This is a genomic window from Natrinema thermotolerans, assembly GCF_031165565.1.
Taxonomy (GTDB): Archaea; Halobacteriota; Halobacteria; order Halobacteriales; family Natrialbaceae; genus Natrinema; species Natrinema thermotolerans.
On sequence record NZ_CP101873.1, the window covers coordinates 1,101,896 to 1,116,358 of the forward strand.

17 protein-coding genes are annotated in these 14,463 nt (G+C 66.1%); 10 read left to right on the plus strand and 7 right to left on the minus strand.

Annotated features, from left to right (window positions below):
- Positions 1 to 13: 13 nt before the first annotated feature.
- The 5 genes from NP511_RS05675 to NP511_RS05695 form a co-directional block, all read right to left on the minus strand.
- Positions 14 to 2,341, minus strand: a complete 2,328-nt coding sequence (locus tag NP511_RS05675) for an LUD domain-containing protein (protein ID WP_049964764.1) — start codon at positions 2,339 to 2,341, stop codon at positions 14 to 16.
- 1 nt (position 2,342) lies between these two features.
- Entirely contained in the window at positions 2,343 to 2,849 is a 507-nt protein-coding gene (locus NP511_RS05680) for an LUD domain-containing protein (RefSeq protein WP_049964765.1), read from the minus strand.
- A 173-nt stretch (positions 2,850 to 3,022) separates the two neighbouring features.
- Positions 3,023 to 4,333 carry a hypothetical protein gene (locus NP511_RS05685; protein ID WP_049964766.1) on the minus strand — a complete coding sequence of 437 codons (1,311 nt, stop codon included), beginning with the start codon at positions 4,331 to 4,333 and terminating at the stop codon, positions 3,023 to 3,025.
- Complete coding sequence (locus NP511_RS05690) at positions 4,330 to 5,010, minus strand: hypothetical protein (RefSeq protein WP_049964767.1); 681 nt, start codon at positions 5,008 to 5,010, stop codon at positions 4,330 to 4,332. Before NP511_RS05690 ends, NP511_RS05685 begins: the two co-directional genes overlap by 4 nt.
- A gap of 157 nt (positions 5,011 to 5,167) precedes the next feature.
- Complete coding sequence (locus NP511_RS05695) at positions 5,168 to 5,722, minus strand: GMP synthase subunit A (protein WP_049964768.1); 555 nt, start codon at positions 5,720 to 5,722, stop codon at positions 5,168 to 5,170.
- A gap of 146 nt (positions 5,723 to 5,868) precedes the next feature.
- Between NP511_RS05695 and NP511_RS05700 the strand changes: the two genes are divergently transcribed.
- From NP511_RS05700 to NP511_RS05715, 4 genes are all read left to right on the plus strand, one after another.
- The gene (locus NP511_RS05700; protein ID WP_049905680.1) at positions 5,869 to 6,090 is read left to right on the plus strand and encodes a hypothetical protein; all 222 of its coding nucleotides are present in this window, start codon (positions 5,869 to 5,871) and stop codon (positions 6,088 to 6,090) included.
- 79 nt (positions 6,091 to 6,169) lie between these two features.
- The gene (locus tag NP511_RS05705; protein WP_006649447.1) at positions 6,170 to 6,307 is read left to right on the plus strand and encodes a hypothetical protein; all 138 of its coding nucleotides are present in this window, start codon (positions 6,170 to 6,172) and stop codon (positions 6,305 to 6,307) included.
- 174 nt (positions 6,308 to 6,481) lie between these two features.
- On the plus strand, positions 6,482 to 6,892 hold the full coding sequence (locus tag NP511_RS05710) for a DUF7541 family protein (protein ID WP_049964769.1): 411 nt from the start codon (positions 6,482 to 6,484) through the stop codon (positions 6,890 to 6,892).
- Positions 6,893 to 6,920: 28 nt separating this feature from the next.
- Positions 6,921 to 7,169 (plus strand): DUF6684 family protein, encoded by a 249-nt coding sequence (locus tag NP511_RS05715; protein WP_049964770.1) that lies wholly within the window; start codon positions 6,921 to 6,923, stop codon positions 7,167 to 7,169.
- A gap of 1 nt (position 7,170) precedes the next feature.
- On the opposite strand, the gene NP511_RS05720 is transcribed toward NP511_RS05715, so the two are convergent.
- Together NP511_RS05720 and NP511_RS05725 are read right to left on the minus strand one after the other, a co-directional pair.
- On the minus strand, positions 7,171 to 7,308 hold the full coding sequence (locus tag NP511_RS05720; RefSeq protein ID WP_006649445.1) for a hypothetical protein: 138 nt from the start codon (positions 7,306 to 7,308) through the stop codon (positions 7,171 to 7,173).
- A 125-nt stretch (positions 7,309 to 7,433) separates the two neighbouring features.
- A complete protein-coding gene (locus tag NP511_RS05725) occupies positions 7,434 to 8,174 on the minus strand; it encodes an NAD(P)H-binding protein (protein WP_049964771.1) in 741 nt (246 codons plus the stop codon).
- A gap of 269 nt (positions 8,175 to 8,443) precedes the next feature.
- Here NP511_RS05725 and NP511_RS05730 point away from each other — a divergent pair, with 269 nt between their 5' ends.
- The 6 genes from NP511_RS05730 (at position 8,444) to NP511_RS05755 (ending at position 14,423) form a co-directional block, all read left to right on the plus strand.
- Positions 8,444 to 9,409, plus strand: coding sequence for an MBL fold metallo-hydrolase (locus tag NP511_RS05730; RefSeq protein WP_049964772.1), 966 nt, complete (start codon positions 8,444 to 8,446; stop codon positions 9,407 to 9,409).
- Between the two features lie 212 nt (positions 9,410 to 9,621).
- Complete coding sequence (locus NP511_RS05735; RefSeq protein WP_233274311.1) at positions 9,622 to 10,977, plus strand: ABC transporter substrate-binding protein; 1,356 nt, start codon at positions 9,622 to 9,624, stop codon at positions 10,975 to 10,977.
- A 3-nt stretch (positions 10,978 to 10,980) separates the two neighbouring features.
- Entirely contained in the window at positions 10,981 to 11,871 is an 891-nt protein-coding gene (locus NP511_RS05740) for a branched-chain amino acid ABC transporter permease (protein WP_006649441.1), read from the plus strand.
- The gene (locus tag NP511_RS05745) at positions 11,864 to 12,982 is read left to right on the plus strand and encodes a branched-chain amino acid ABC transporter permease (RefSeq protein WP_006649440.1); all 1,119 of its coding nucleotides are present in this window, start codon (positions 11,864 to 11,866) and stop codon (positions 12,980 to 12,982) included. Before NP511_RS05740 ends, NP511_RS05745 begins: the two co-directional genes overlap by 8 nt.
- A complete protein-coding gene (locus NP511_RS05750) occupies positions 12,979 to 13,707 on the plus strand; it encodes an ABC transporter ATP-binding protein (RefSeq protein WP_049964773.1) in 729 nt (242 codons plus the stop codon). The genes NP511_RS05745 and NP511_RS05750 overlap by 4 nt, the downstream gene beginning before the upstream one ends.
- Positions 13,707 to 14,423 (plus strand): ABC transporter ATP-binding protein, encoded by a 717-nt coding sequence (locus tag NP511_RS05755; RefSeq protein ID WP_049964774.1) that lies wholly within the window; start codon positions 13,707 to 13,709, stop codon positions 14,421 to 14,423. The genes NP511_RS05750 and NP511_RS05755 overlap by 1 nt, the downstream gene beginning before the upstream one ends.
- Positions 14,424 to 14,463 lie beyond the last annotated feature (40 nt).

Consider the following 14,463-nt stretch of genomic DNA (forward strand, 5'->3'; position numbering starts at 1 on the left):
GGCCGAGCGCCCGCTACGTCCGCCGGCCGTCGGGAGCGAGCAACTCGATCGGATGCGGAACCGACCGCTCGAGCAGCGCCTCGAGCTGGTCGCCACACGACGTGCCGGATGCGACGACGGTCTCGGCGTCCTCGACCTGCGTCGCCAGCCGTTCGCCGACGTCCACGCTGAGTTCGTAGTACTCCCGCTTGTAGCCGAAGGAGCCGGCCATTCCGCAGCACTCGGCGTCGGAGGTTGTGGGCGCGTACCCGCACTGTTCGAGGACGGCCACGGTGGGTGCCTCGAGGGCGAGGGTCCGCTGCTGGCAGTGGGAGTGGTAGGCGATCGGCTCGGCCCCGTCGCCGGTCGACAGCGCCGAGGGATCCGCGCCGTTCTCGAGCAGGCCGTAGACGTACTCGCAGATCTCGTAGCTGTTCTCGCGGAGCCGCTCGAAGGAAGTCTCGGGGAGCAGGCGTTCGTACTCGCGGTGCATGGCCGCCAGATCCGACGGCTCGACGACGACCACGTCCCGACCGGCATCGAGGTCCTCGGCCACGGCGGCGTAGAGCCGGCTGGCCTGCTCGTCCGCCGTCGCGATCATCCCCTGGGAGAGGGCAGCGCGCCCGCTCTCGGGTAGGTCCGGCACGCGGACCGGGACCCCCAGCGCCTCGAGGGTTTCGACCGCGGCCTTCCCGCGCTCGACATCGACGTAGTTCGTGTAGACGTCGGGGTAGAGGACGACCTCGCGCTCGAGGTCGGTCCTGCCGCTCCGAGCGGCGGCTTGGTCCGCCCGTCGGCTCGAGGCGGCTTCGCCACCTCGGTCCTCGAACCAGTCGACGAGCGACTCCCGCCGGAAGGTCGGCAGGTCGCGCCGGCGGTCGATCCCGAGGGTTCGCTCGAGGGCCGCGCGGACGGGACCGGCGTCGGCGAGCCAGTTCGAGACGGGTGCGGTCGCGCTGGCGGCCTTCGCGACGGTACCGATGTTGCCGAAGAAGCGCTTGCCGGGATCGAGCCCGCCCGACTCCGCGTCGGGGGTGAGGCCGTCGACGAGGAAGTCGTAGGACTCGGGCTCGCTGCTGCGGTTCACGCGGTCCCGGACGACGGTGTTGATCCACGGGATGTCGATCTTCACCGGGCAGGCGTCGACGCAGTTCGTACAGCCGGTACAGAGGTCGTTGAACTCGGCCGCCGAGTCCTGCCCGTGGACGCCGGCCTCCCAGCCGGTGGCGATCCCACCCGAATACGTCTCGCCGCCGAAGCCGTGGCCGCCGACGGACTGGAAGTTGGCACACGAGTTCGAACACGCGCCACAGCGAATGCAGTACAGCGTCTCCCGGAGCTGGTCGTCCTCGCGCATGTCCATGCGGCCGTTGTCCAGCAGGACGAGGTGGAAATCGCGATCGGGGTCGCCGGTTCCGTCGGTCGCTCCAGCGCCCTCGGCTCCATCCGTCGCGTCGTCCGTAATCGGCTCGTCGGGTGAGTCGAAGTCGAGCGTCGGTGAGTCGGTCGGCGGGGACAGCATCGTCACGTACTGGGAAATCGGCTGGCCCGTCGCGCTCTTGGCGATGATGTCGACGAACGGCTCGAGGTCCGACAGCGTCGGGATCAGTTTCTCCACGCCGGCGACCGCGACGTGGGTGTCGGGCGTGACCGCACACTTGCGGGCGTTGCCCTCGTTGGTCACGAGGGTGATCGTCCCACTGTCGGCGACGACGAAGTTCGCGCCGGTGATCCCCACGTCGGCGTCGGTGATGATCTCGCCGAGGTGGTCCCGGGCGAACCGCGTGAGTTCTTCGGCGGTCTCGAACGGCTCGTCGGGGTCGAACCGCTCGTTGAACAACTCGGCGATCTCCGCGCGGGAGATGTGCATCGCCGGGCCGACGATGTGGGAGGGCGTATCGTCCGCGACTTGGAGAACCCACTCGCCGAGGTCGGTCTCCGTGACGTCGATCCCCTCGGCCGCGAGCGCGTCGTTGAGGTCGATCTCCTCGGTCGTCATTGACTTCGATTTGACGACCGACGGCGTGTCGGTCTCCCCGGCCACCCCGTTCTCCTCGGTCCGGTTCTCGACCACGTCGGCCACGTAGGCGTTCGCGTCCGCGGCGTCGTCGGCGACGTAGACCGTGCCGCCGTTCGCCTCGACGGCCTCGCGGACCGTCTCGATCAGGTCCGGCAGCCGATCGATGGCGTCTTCCTTGATCGCCCTGGCCTCGGTTCGCAGTTCCTCGATGTCGTCGGTCGCCTCGTAGGTCACATTGCGGCGCTCGTTCGAGTGACTGGCCTGTGCGTGGATAGCTTCGCCCTCGGTCTCGAGCAGGTGGCGGATGCGATCGGCCGTCCCGGCGCGCGATCGTTGTGCCATCTTATCGGTCCTCCAGGACGATCACGTCGACATCGCCGGGGCCGTGGACCCCGTGGACGAGGTCGCCCATGTCGGCGGTCGCGCTCCGGCCGGTCGCGAAGACGACGCTGTCCCGGCCCGCGTCGAAGCCCTCGGCGAGCCGCTCGAAGCCGGCGCTCAGATCGGGGACGACGTCGCTCTCGGCGACGACGGCCACGTGGCGGTCCGGGTAGAGGCTGATCGGCTCCGCCCCGTCGACCGTCGACTCGACCGCGACGGTGCCGTACTCCGCGACGGCGAACCCGACCGGCGTGACGCCGGTCCGGGCCGCCTCGAGTTCTCCCGCCGTCGGCTCGGTCGTCACGCTCGCGGGGAGCGAGACGCCCTCGAACGGCAGTGACGCGCCGACTGCCGGCTCTTCGACGATCCGTTCGATCCGCTCGCTCGCGTCGGCGGCCGACACGCGCTCGAGGCCCACCTCGAGTCCCTCGAGCGCGCGTTCGAATCGGCCGACAGTGTCGACTGTCATCGTCTCTCATGTTCGGGCGGACCGGCAAGAGCGTGACGGTCGGGCCGACACCCGCCGGCGACCACCACCCAACGGGATAGCGTCTCGGTTGGATCGACGGCGGATGCTCCCGATCGCCTGGCAGGCCAACTCGACTCGCGGTTTCTCCCCGTCCTCAATCGCGCCCTCGAGCGTTACGAGAGGACCTCACGGAGGACAGCGACGATGTCGGGTGTCGCGCGGGCCATGCCGGCCGTCAGGCAGTACAGGGCAACCGGCGTCCGAACGGCGTTCAACTCGACCGACTGCCCGGTGGCTTCCCGCAGGAGCTGATCGGCACGCTCGAGTCGCTCACACAGGTTCGACGCTACCCAGCGCTCGAGCGCTCCTGCCTCGAGCAGCGATTCGATCGCGGTGATCGCGTCGTTTCGCCGGTCGGCCACGTCGTCGACCGTCTCGATCACGATCGGGTCTCCCGTTTCGATCCGCGACCGGAGGCGCTCGAACCCCTCGATAGCGACGAGATTTCGGGCGGCGTCCCGGACGTAACGGGCCGGTTCCCCGACGGGGATGTCATCCCCCGCGGCTTCGATCTCGTATAATGCGAACTCCAGTACCGTTGCGGATGTCGACTCCGGTTCGATATCCCGGTCGACGTACTCGTGGGGGTCGGCCGACAGCGGGTCGGGCAACACCTCCCGTCTGTCAGACCGACGGTCGGCGAGCGACGCCGCAGCCTCGGAAAGCGCCGCTCGCTCGGCGTCCTCGAGCGAGTCGACGAGCGTCTCGTAGGCATGTGACGCGTCCTCGAATGCCGCGCGGCCGGCCTCCAGACGAGCGTCCATCGCGCCGACAGCGAGCGACGGAGCCGGCTCGTCGACGTCCGATACCGACGCCAGTTCGTCGGCCGCAGTATCAAGCAGCGAAGCGACATCGGCGTGGGTCCATACCGCCGCGATCGGGTCCGAACCGACGAGAAACACCCGCTCCTCGTCGAACGACTCGAGGCTCGTTCGTTGTGCGTCCGTCGCCTCGAGGATCTCCGATCGGGTGCGTCCCTCATCGATCGCTGCCCAGATGCCGGCCGCGTCGGCAGCGCTCCGTCGGGCCAGCCGAAGGCGCTCGAGACGAGCCCCGATCGTCGGTTCGTCGGCGGCCGCGTTGGCGTGTTCACGCGCGTCTTCTCGATTGGACTCGAGCCGCCGTCGGATCACCCCGTTGGGAACCGTTTCGGCACCGACCGGTTCCGGGATCGGCTCGAGTAACATCTCGACTCGTCGCGCGCTGGCCCGGCGGTACTCGTCGGTCACCGACAGGCCAAGCCCGTGACTGACGGTCGGGCGGTCGGTGTCATCGACGAGCGCGGCGAGGCGGTCGCCGTCGAGCGAGGCGGAGAATCCGGGGAGCGCGCTACAGCCGGCGAGCGAGACCGCGAGGGATCCCACCGTCCCGAGAAGCGCGCGTCGGGACGTGACGATACTGGATCGATCGCTGCCGAACGTCATGTCTCGCCGCCCTCCGCGGCCGTTTCGTTGCCGGGGGTCGTCCCGTCGGTATCGTTCGACTCCTCGGCTGCGTCGGCCAACGAGCCGCAGTCGTCCGGAACGGTCACGTCGAACTGGTCTCCGATATCGATCGGATTCAACGTGTCCGGCACGCGGACGAGCGCCGCAACCCACTCCTTCCCGTCGGCGTCACAGTCGACGTCATACTTGTAGAGCGGGAGACAGAGGGATATGGTAAGGCGGTCGTCGCTCCACGAGACGGCACGCGGTTCCACGCGGCGACAAGTCCCGATCTCCAACTGCACTATGGCGACTGACGCTTCGTCGTAGGCCGTCTCCCGAAGGAATGCCGCCACGTCGTCGCCGGCACCGTCGTCGGCGAACGTGAGGTCGTCGACGAACTGCTCGCCCCAGACGAGATACCGTGCCGGCTGGGACGAGAGGATACTTAGATTGGCGGACCAGTAGCCCACCCCATTCGTCTTGTCGAATTCGACCGGTCGTGTCGGTCCTCGGACGACCGTCGTTTCGGGGTCGCGGTCCTCGCAGTTCGTCTCACACGTTGGGCTCCGATCCTCGAGGAACTGCGCCACTTCCGATTCGGTCGTACAGCCGGCACTGCTCGCGAGCAGCGCGGTCGTCGCACAGAGGAGATCGCGTCGGCTCCGGACGGCCATCGCGTGAAATAACCTATATAAATACCATAAATTTTCCCCTTTGCGGGACGGTGAGATGCCGTTCGAAGCCGGTCGGTCGGCTGGCGACGTTTACAGCGGTCTTCGCAAGCGCCGCGATCCAGTCCGATGGGCGGCGCTCGAGCAGGGCCGCCGACGCCTACCGCGACTCGCAGATCGCCAGAAAGTTCTCGAAGATCTCCTCGCCCTCCTCGGTGTGGGCGACCTCCGGGTGCCACTGGACGCCGTAGAGGTCGCGGTCGGTGTCGCTCATCGCCTCGACGTCACAGACGTCGCTTTGGCCGGTCAGCTCGAACCCTTCGGGCAGTTCCGTGACCTCGTCGGCGTGGCTCGCCCAGACGCGGGTCTCGGGGTGTAGCGAGCCCGTCAGCGGGTCGTCGTCGTCGACGATGTCGACGGTCACGTCCGCGTAGCCGCCGTACTCCCCGCTCCCGACGCTGCCGCCCAGTTCCGCGGCGATCAGTTGCATCCCCAGACAGATGCCGAGTACCGGCACGTCCGCCTCGAGGTAGTCAGCGGACTTCCCGATCCGGTCCATGTCCGGACCGCCCGAGAGGACGACGCCGTCGGCATCGACGTCCTCGGGAGGCGTGTCGTTGTCTACGATTTCCGTGTCGACGCCGAGGTCGCGAAGCGCCCGGCCCTCGAGGTGGGTGAACTGTCCGTGGTTGTCCACCACGACGATCTTCGTCATTGGGTGTCCGTAGCGGACGGCCCGATAAAAGCGGTCCGGAACGCGCTCTCGCGAGTCCTCGCGCCGACAGACTGGATCTTATAAAGCGGCCACGGGTGGAGGTGAACGCGTTTCCGAACGCCGCCACCACGTGTTTCGAAGACAGCATGAGCCGACGGCGAACACACGCAGGCGACGTGCGATGGGGCTGGACCTGTCCCCGCTGCGAGACGGACGTCTCGGTTCGGAGAGATCCCGACTCCGACACCTTCCGCTGGGAGTGCGATGCCGACCACTGCGCGGCGGTCGGCTTCGGCTTTACCTCCCGGCGCAGGGCCCGACTCGCCCTCCGAGAGTACCGCGAACGGTATCAAAACGTCTACCGCTGAGCCGATCCCGCGGCGGAACCGCACCGCTCGAGTTGCGCGTTCCGGTACGTTTATGCGTTCGTCACCGGATGCCAACGGTATGGCAGTCGATCTCGGCCAATTCGATCATCCGTCGTGGCTTACCGTGGCAGGAACCGGCCTCGGGTACGCGCTGATCCTCGCAGTACTGACGCTGGCCATGTTCATCGTCCCGTGGCTCGTCTTCTCGGCGCTGTAGGCGACCGGCCCTCGATGTCAGTCGGTACCGTCCCACCGCAGGCACTCTTGTGCCACTCGCGGCGACGAACGAGTTCCGGACAGTCGCTCGAGTCCTCTCGGATCCGTTCTCACGACAGTCACGGTCGCTGAGGGGTAGGGCCAGATACTACTCCCTCGACGTGGACGGTCGCCTGTGAGCGACCACACGCAGCGCGTCAAGCCCGAGCGGGCCGACAGGACGAGGCCATGGCCGGTCCTCGTGGCCCTCGGCCTCGCCGGCTCCGAGGTCGGCATCGTCGTCGGCCTCGGTCCCGTCGCCGTCGCCGGTCTCGTCGTGTTCGCCGCCAGCATCGCCGGGATCCTGGCCGATGCCGGCTACGTCGCTCGGCCGCTTCCGTTTGCGGCCAAAACGGGCGCGGCGTTCGTGGCCGTCGGCGCGGTACTTGCCGCCCACGGAACCGGAACGGTGCCGATCACACCCCTCGAGCCACTCTCCGGGCTCGCGAGTCGCGGCGCGGCGATGGTCGTCGCCGGATTCGTGACGATCGGCGGTGCGGGGCTGCTGTTGACGCGGCGACCGGCGGACGAACGTCCAGACCGATAACCACACAACCCACTCGAGGACCAAGACAATGAGCAGACGCGCCTTCGACGCCGAAGTCACGCTCGACCTCGCGGTCAACCTGCTGCCGTTCCTGATCATGGCGTTTTTCGTCGGCGTCTTTGCCGTCTTCAACCCGTGGGGGTTCGATCCGCTCCAGTCGGCGCTCCAGTTTTCGATCCTGTTCGCGACGATGGGGATGCTCGCGGTCGCGACCTATCTGGCCGCGCGGGTGATCGAAACCGACGATCGGACCCGCCACGACACGAGCGACACCTGACTCAGTTGATCACCAACACGAACCCGGTGATCGCCATCAGGACGGCGATGCCGACCAGCAAAAGGAGAAACAGCTCCTTCTCCGCGAGTCGGCCGCGAGCGTCCCGAGCGGTCCCGTCGTCGATCTCGTTCGGAGGCATCCTCACGGCGGCTACACCGCGGCCCCAAAAGAGCGTTTCCCGGGCCGGACCGGGGCGATGCAACGAGCCGGCGTCGGGGGCGGTGGATCTGCTGCGAACGCCGCCGTTCGGGCTCGACGGCGAGGTCAAGCGTGTCGGTGACCGTGTCGGGCCGTGAGGATGTCGTCGGCCCAGTCGACGTCGACGCGGTGGTGTGGTGTTCCCGAGAGTCCGTCGCGGCTGACGATCTCGAACGTCCGGTTCCGTGCGTCGGGGGTAAACGGTGCGGCCGCCATGATCCGTGCGACGTCCGCCCGGGGGATCGAGCCGGTGACGGAGTCCCCGCCCTGGCCGACGACGACGTCGCCGCTTGGCGGATCGTCCGTGAGTCGTCCCGGACGCACGATCGTGTACCCCAGTCCGGAGCGTCGTAGCGCTGCTTCGGCGTCCCGCTTGGCTCGTCGTACACCCCGGAGTGCGAGCCGCGCCGGGAGCGACAGCCCCGCCTTCGAGTCACCCACGCCGATGGCACTCTCGAGGACGACGTACGAGACGCCCTCGGCGACGGCCGCGGTCGTGAGATTGATCGCGCCGGTCCGGTCGACGAGTTTGCCGCCGGTCAGGTGACGCAGACACGGCGGCGAGCCGAGCGCACAGCAGACGAGGTCACAGTCCTCGACGGCCGCGACGGCGTCGCCCGAGTCGAAGAAGTCGGCGACGACCACCTCGTCGGCCCCGTGGCGCTCGAGCGTGTCGACGTTCCCGTAGGAGCGCGTCGTCGCGCGGACCGTGAGATCGGTCGGTCGGAGGACGGATAGCAGTTCCTCGCCGGTGGCCCCGCTGGCACCGGCGACGAGGACGCGGTCGAGTGGGCGTGAGTCGGTCATCGGGTCAGTTACTGGACCGACACGGAAAACGCTCAGCAGCGGTCGGTGGGCATGACAGTCTCCGCCGAGTGCGAGACGCCGGGCGATGCCACGACCGGAACCGAGCGCGTCGTTCGCCGGTGAGGACAGGTCACGAACTTCGTAGTCGGGATGGTCGGCCGGACCGAATCCCGATTCCGGCTCGAGTCAGCCGGCCGGTCGTCTCGCCGTCGCGGTCCCCCGATCCGTTACCGCGCCAATTATTAACTGGGGACATGTGGGTAGCCGACATGGATCGAATTTCGCTCGGCAACGACGAGTTCGAGGGTCGGAACAACGCCTACGTTCTCGCCGACGACGCCGCGAGCGAACTCGCGCTCGTCGATACGGGGATCGCGGTCGATCCGGTCCGAACGGACCTCCGCGACGGGCTGGCCGACCGCGGCTACGAGATCGCCGACATCGACGACATCGTCCTCACACACTTCCACGCCGACCACGCCGGACTGGCCGGCGAGATTCAGGCCGAAAGCGGGGCCACCGTCTACGTCCACGAGGCCGACGCCCCGCTCGTCGCCGACGCGGAAGACGCCGTCGCGGCCGTCGAGGACCGCCGTCGCGAACTGCTCGCGGAGTGGGGCGTCCCCGAGGACGCCCGGCGGGAACTGCGTACCTTCTTCGAGTCAGCCGAGATCGAGGGGCCGCCGGCCGAGCCGACGCCCATCGAGGACGGCGAGGTCCTCGAGGTCGGCGGCCACCGCCTCGAGACGATCCACGCGCCGGGCCACGCGGCGGGCCTGTGCTGTTTCGAGATCGACGGCGGGGACGAGGCGTTCGTCGGCGACGCCTTGCTACCGGTGTACACCCCGAACGTCGGCGGCGCGGACGTCCGGGTCGAGCGCCCCCTCGCAAAGTACGTCGACACGCTGGAACGACTCGCCGACCGCGACTACGACCGGGCCTGGCCCGGCCACCGCGACCCCATCGACGACCCGACTGCCCGCGCCGAGACGATCCTCGAGCATCACCGCGAGCGGGCGGCAACGATCGTCGAGTTGCTGGCCGACCACGGGCCGGCCGATGCCTGGACGATCAGTGCCCACCTGTTCGGCGACCTCGAGGGAATCCACATCGTCCACGGTCCCGGCGAGGCCTACGCCCACCTCGATCACCTCCGCCACGAGGGCTTCGTCACGGCCGATGGCGGCACGTATCGCCTCGAGCGGGAACCGAACACCACGGAACGGATCGTTTGAGCCGCTGACTGACGGCGTCCGAAGTCACAAACACCACACGTATTCACTGTTCTCAAGAGCCGCTCGAGAGCGTCTGAACCGAAGTATTGTCGGTACCGTAGTAAGAAACTCCACATTAGTGTATTGTTCACAAGATCCTTGCTAACTTCCCTCACCTTTATTACGGGTGACTCGAAACTGGTGGGTGAGAATCGGTAACTCAGTGACACACAATGGTTAACGAAGATAACGATACGATCGATTCAGGTGAGATTGGTAACGGTAGTGTCGGGCGGCGGACGTTTTTGGGGGCTGCAGGTGCCGGTGCGGTGACGACGGCGCTGGCCGGCTGTCTCGGCGGCGTCGACAGTGGCGGCGGCGACGACGGAACGCTGACGATCGGTCATCTCGCCCCAACCGGGATGTCGATGGGGGTGGGGTCGGAACGGAGCGCCGAGATCGCGGTCAACGAACTCAAAGAGGGCGAGGGCATTCTGGACCAGGAGATCGATCTAATCACCGAAAACACCGAGCGGTCTACCAGTACCACGACTCCGATCGTGGAAGAGATGATCAACCGTGACAACGTCGATCTCATCGTGGGAACGTTCAGCAGTGAGGTCACGCAGGGGATCATAGACACGGTCGCCGAGGCGGACGTTCCGTTCATCATCACGGGCTCGGCCGACGTGAATACGATCACGGACTATCACGGCGAGGACTACGAGAAGTACAAGAACGTCTTCCGGACCGGACCGATCAACTCCCACTACCAGGCCGAGGCGATGGCGGGATACGCCGAACACCTCTCGGACAGACACGGCTGGACCGACTTCGCGTTGCTGCCCGAGGAAGCCGCCTGGACGACGGTCTTCCGCGATCGACTCCCGGGACTGCTCGAGGATCGCGGCCTCAATGTCGTCTATGACGAGGTTCCCAGCGTGCAGACCTCGAATTTCACGCCGTTCCTCGACGACATCGAAAGCGAGGGCGCGGACGCAGTGATCCGCTTCTTCGCGGCGGGTGGTCGCGGACAGCTCCTCGGGGACTGGGCCGGCGAATACCCCTTCGCCGTGGAGGGCGTTCACGTCGCGTCGATGTCCCCGGAGTTCTGGGACCAGTCGGAAGGCGGCTGTGTCTTCGAGACGACGTCCCAGTCGGGTGGCGGCGGCGTTACCGAACTGACGGGCAACACGATGGACTTCGTCGAGACGTACGAAGCGGAGTACACTGGCAACGGTCAGGACCCGCCGAGCAAGCCGATGTATATGGGATTCAACACCTACGACGCGATCCACTTCTACGCCAAGGCCGCCGAAGAGGCCGGGACGGTCAACTACGCGGAGGACCTCGACGACATTGTCGATGCTATGTTGAGCATCGAACACAACGGTGCAGCCGCGAATATCTCGCTGGCCGGCGAGGACGCGGACTATCCCAACGACGTCGAAACGACCGAAACCGAAAGCGGCGAGGTCAATTACCCGATGACCCAGTGGCAGCCGACCGATGATGGCGGCAAACAGGAGGTCGTCTACCCGGTTCAAGACCGGTCTGCAAAACACATGAAGCCAAGCTGGATGTCGTAAGACATGCTCGAGTCAATTCTCTCGGTCCTCATCTTGGGGGCGATGATGAGCGCGATCTATGCGCTCGTCGCCATCGGGTTTACCATGATCTTCGGCGTTGGAGGCGTGTTGAACCTCGCTCACGGCGGGCTGATCATGATCGGCGCGTACGCGTTCCTCGTCTCGACCTCCTCGTCGGTGGTCGGTTCGATCGCGGTCCCGACGCTCCTCGGACTCGTCATCGCAACGCTCGTGACGGCAGTCGCTTCCTACGTCCTGTACGGCGGGCTGGTCCGATACATCGAGGACAACGTCGTGATCACGTTCCTCTCGACAGTGATGGTCGCGTTGCTCCTAACGGAACTGATCCACTACGAGTTCGGGAGCAGCCCCCGAACGCTGCTCCCAATAGCCGACGGCACGCTCCATCTCCAGGGCGTCGGAACCCGGATCAACTACATGTACATCCTCGGGTTCGTCGTCTCGTGGATCGCGATCGGGCTGTTGTGGTACTACGTGAGCCGGACCGACGAAGGGCGGTCGATCCTCGCGGTCTCGATGAGCGAACGGGGCGCACAGCTTACCGGTGTGGATCTCGAGTCCGTGAAATCGCGGACGTGGCTGATCGCCGGTGCCCTCGCCGGGCTCGCTGGCGTGTTCCTCGGAACGCTCCAGACGACTAGTCCGGAGATGTGGCTCAACCCGCTCGCGATTGCCTTCATCATCGTCGTGATCGGCGGGATCGGATCCATCAAGGGGTCGGTCGTCGCGGCGTACCTGATCGGCTACCTCGAACAGTTCACGCTCGAATTCCTCGGCACGGGCTACCAGGGAATCTTTTCGCTGGTCGTGCTCGTTGCGGTCTTGCTCCTCAAGCCGGAGGGGCTCTTCGGGAGGGAGTTTGCCCATGAGTAGCGAAACGGACACCGGACGTGGTATCGGCGGACGAGTAAGCGGCGCCGCAGGTCGGGTCGGCGGTGCGGCCGTCGACGGACTCAGTACCGTTACCGAGCCCGTCGATCGGGCACTCCGGCCGATCGCAACCGTCTACAACCGCACGCTCGGTGGCTACTTCGGCGAAATGAACGGCCTCCAGTTCGTGTTGCTGGTGGGGGCGTTCCTCGGACTCGTGACGATCCCGTTCTGGGGAAATTACACCCTAGTGCAGGCGACGTGGCTCGCCTGTATCTGGGGCATCTTCGCGATGAGTTGGGACATCCAGAGCGGATACACTGGCTACATCAGCTTCGGCCACTCGGTGCTGTCCGGCGGTGCGGCGTACACGACCGCGATGTTGCTCAACAACGTCAACGCCGAACTACCGATGCGGATCACGATCCCCATCTCGGTACTGATCGCGCTGATCATTGGGCTCGCAATCGCTCTGCCGTCGCTCCGGCTGAGCGGGCCGTACTTCTCGCTGATTACGTTCGTGGCCGTGTTGATCTTCTACCGACTGATCCGGCCGCTGAGTGAATATACCGGCGGCGAGACCGGACTCGGCGGGATCGAGACGGTGTACAGCACCGATCCGGTGATGCGAACGTACGCGTTCATGATTCCGATGTTGCTCATCGCAGCCGCGCTCCTGATCGTCGCGCGGTCGAACATCGGACTCATCCTCGTGGCGATCCGCGAGAACGAGTCTGCGGTCGAAGCCGCAGGCATCAACGCGACCAAGTTCAAGATCTGGTCGTTCGTTCTCAGTTCGATCCCGATGGGAATCGGTGGCGTCCTGCTGGCACACCGCTTCGGGACCGTCACACCCGGCGCGTTCGTCGTCGTCGACAACAGCATCGAGATGATCGCGATGGCCGTCGTCGGCGGGATGGGCTCGATACTCGGGCCGCTCGGCGGGGCCTTCCTCGTCATTATGCTCGAGGACGTGGTCCTCTCCGGCTTCGAGAGCGAGATCAAGTGGTCGATCCTCTGGTTGATCGTCCTGTTGATCCTCGTGTTTGCCCGTGACGGCCTGTTCCGCAAGCTGTGGCACGGACTCGACCGGCTCGGGGGTGACCGCCGATGAGCGTCCTCGAGGTCGACGGGCTGACCAAGAAGTTCGGTGGGCTCGTCGCCGTCGACGACTTCTCGTTCGAGGTCGACGAGGGAGAGATCGTCGGCCTGATCGGGCCGAACGGCTCGGGCAAGTCCACGGTGTTCAACTGCATCATGGGCATCTACGGCGTCACCGACGGCGCGATCCGGTTCAACGGAACCGACATCACCGACGATTCGACCCACGAGGTCGTCAACAAGGGGCTCTCGCGGGTCTCCCAGGAGTCGAACCCGATCGACTCGATGTCGGTCGCGGGCAACATCAAGCTGTTCACGCTGCCAAACAGCATCGTCTCGCTGCGCGGCGGTGCCAGCGAGGAGGAGATCTACGACTACGCCGCCCGCATCGACATCGAGGAACATCTCCACGAAATGCCCGGCGAGTTGCCCCACGCGGACGTCCGCCGGCTCGAGATCGCCAAGTCGCTGGCGACCGAGCCCGAGATGATGCTGCTCGACGAGCCGTTCGCGGGGATGAACCAGGCCGAGATCACCGAACTGGCCGACCAGATCGAGCGGTTCCGCGAGCAAGGGATGTCGATGGTCGTCGTCGACCACAACATGGGCGGTCTGATGGACCTGGTCGATCGGATCGTCGTCCTCAACAACGGCGACTTCCTCGCGGAGGGGACGCCGGAGGAAATCGCCGAGAACGAGCAAGTCCAGGAGGCCTACCTCGCTGGGGAGGGACTCTAATGTCCGCGATACTCGATATCAACGATCTCAACGTCTACTACGGCAAGTCACACGCGCTGAAGGGCGTCTCGCTGTCGATCCAGGAAGGCGAAATCTATGGCGTCATCGGCCCCAACGGGGCCGGGAAGACGACGATGCTGAACGCCGTCGCCGGCTTCCTCGACTACGAGGGATCGATCAGCTACGCCGGTGGCGATCTCGCGGGACAGCCGTCCCAGGAGATCGTCGAGTCAGGGCTCATCTACTGCACCGAGGACCGGGACCTGTTCCCGTACTTCTCGGTCCACGAGAACCTACTGATGGGCGCGCAGTTCCGCGACGACAAGGCGGCAGTACAGGACGATCTCGACATGGTCTACGACCTGTTCCCGCGGCTGGACGAACGCCGCGAGCAGGAGGCCGAGACCATGAGCGGCGGCGAACAGCAGATGCTCGCCGTCGGCCGCGCGCTGATGAGCGACCCCGACATGCTCATGTTGGACGAGCCGACGCTCGGGCTCGCGCCGGTCATCATCGAGGACATCGGCGAAGCGCTCGAGAAACTCCAGAAAGAGGAGGGGCTGACGATCCTGCTGGCCGAGCAGAACTCGACGTTCGCGCTGAACCACGCGGACCGGCTCTCGCTGATCGAGACCGGCGAGATCGAACTCTCCGGCCCGCACGACGAGTTCACGGACAACGACTACGTCCGCGAGGCGTACGTCGGCGTCCACTGATCCGCGGTTCGGGCTCGTTTTTTGATCGATCGACCGAAAT

Bases quoted from the DNA above. Each gene is read 5' to 3' on its own strand.
- NP511_RS05750 (WP_049964773.1), top strand. From the start codon at position 12,979: ATGAGCGTCCTCGAGGTCGACGGGCTGACCAAGAAGTTCGGTGGGCTC.
- NP511_RS05690 (WP_049964767.1), bottom strand. From the start codon at position 5,010: ATGGCCGTCCGGAGCCGACGCGATCTCCTCTGTGCGACGACCGCGCTG.
- NP511_RS05745 (WP_006649440.1), top strand. From the start codon at position 11,864: ATGAGTAGCGAAACGGACACCGGACGTGGTATCGGCGGACGAGTAAGC.
- NP511_RS05725 (WP_049964771.1), bottom strand. From the start codon at position 8,174: ATGACCGACTCACGCCCACTCGACCGCGTCCTCGTCGCCGGTGCCAGC.
- NP511_RS05680 (WP_049964765.1), bottom strand. From the start codon at position 2,849: ATGACAGTCGACACTGTCGGCCGATTCGAACGCGCGCTCGAGGGACTC.
- NP511_RS05730 (WP_049964772.1), top strand. From the start codon at position 8,444: ATGGATCGAATTTCGCTCGGCAACGACGAGTTCGAGGGTCGGAACAAC.
- NP511_RS05755 (WP_049964774.1), top strand. From the start codon at position 13,707: ATGTCCGCGATACTCGATATCAACGATCTCAACGTCTACTACGGCAAG.
- NP511_RS05700 (WP_049905680.1), top strand. From the start codon at position 5,869: ATGAGCCGACGGCGAACACACGCAGGCGACGTGCGATGGGGCTGGACC.
- NP511_RS05740 (WP_006649441.1), top strand. From the start codon at position 10,981: ATGCTCGAGTCAATTCTCTCGGTCCTCATCTTGGGGGCGATGATGAGC.
- NP511_RS05695 (WP_049964768.1), bottom strand. From the start codon at position 5,722: ATGACGAAGATCGTCGTGGTGGACAACCACGGACAGTTCACCCACCTC.
- NP511_RS05675 (WP_049964764.1), bottom strand. From the start codon at position 2,341: ATGGCACAACGATCGCGCGCCGGGACGGCCGATCGCATCCGCCACCTG.
- NP511_RS05715 (WP_049964770.1), top strand. From the start codon at position 6,921: ATGAGCAGACGCGCCTTCGACGCCGAAGTCACGCTCGACCTCGCGGTC.
- NP511_RS05720 (WP_006649445.1), bottom strand. From the start codon at position 7,308: ATGCCTCCGAACGAGATCGACGACGGGACCGCTCGGGACGCTCGCGGC.
- NP511_RS05705 (WP_006649447.1), top strand. From the start codon at position 6,170: ATGGCAGTCGATCTCGGCCAATTCGATCATCCGTCGTGGCTTACCGTG.
- NP511_RS05685 (WP_049964766.1), bottom strand. From the start codon at position 4,333: ATGACGTTCGGCAGCGATCGATCCAGTATCGTCACGTCCCGACGCGCG.
- NP511_RS05735 (WP_233274311.1), top strand. From the start codon at position 9,622: ATGGTTAACGAAGATAACGATACGATCGATTCAGGTGAGATTGGTAAC.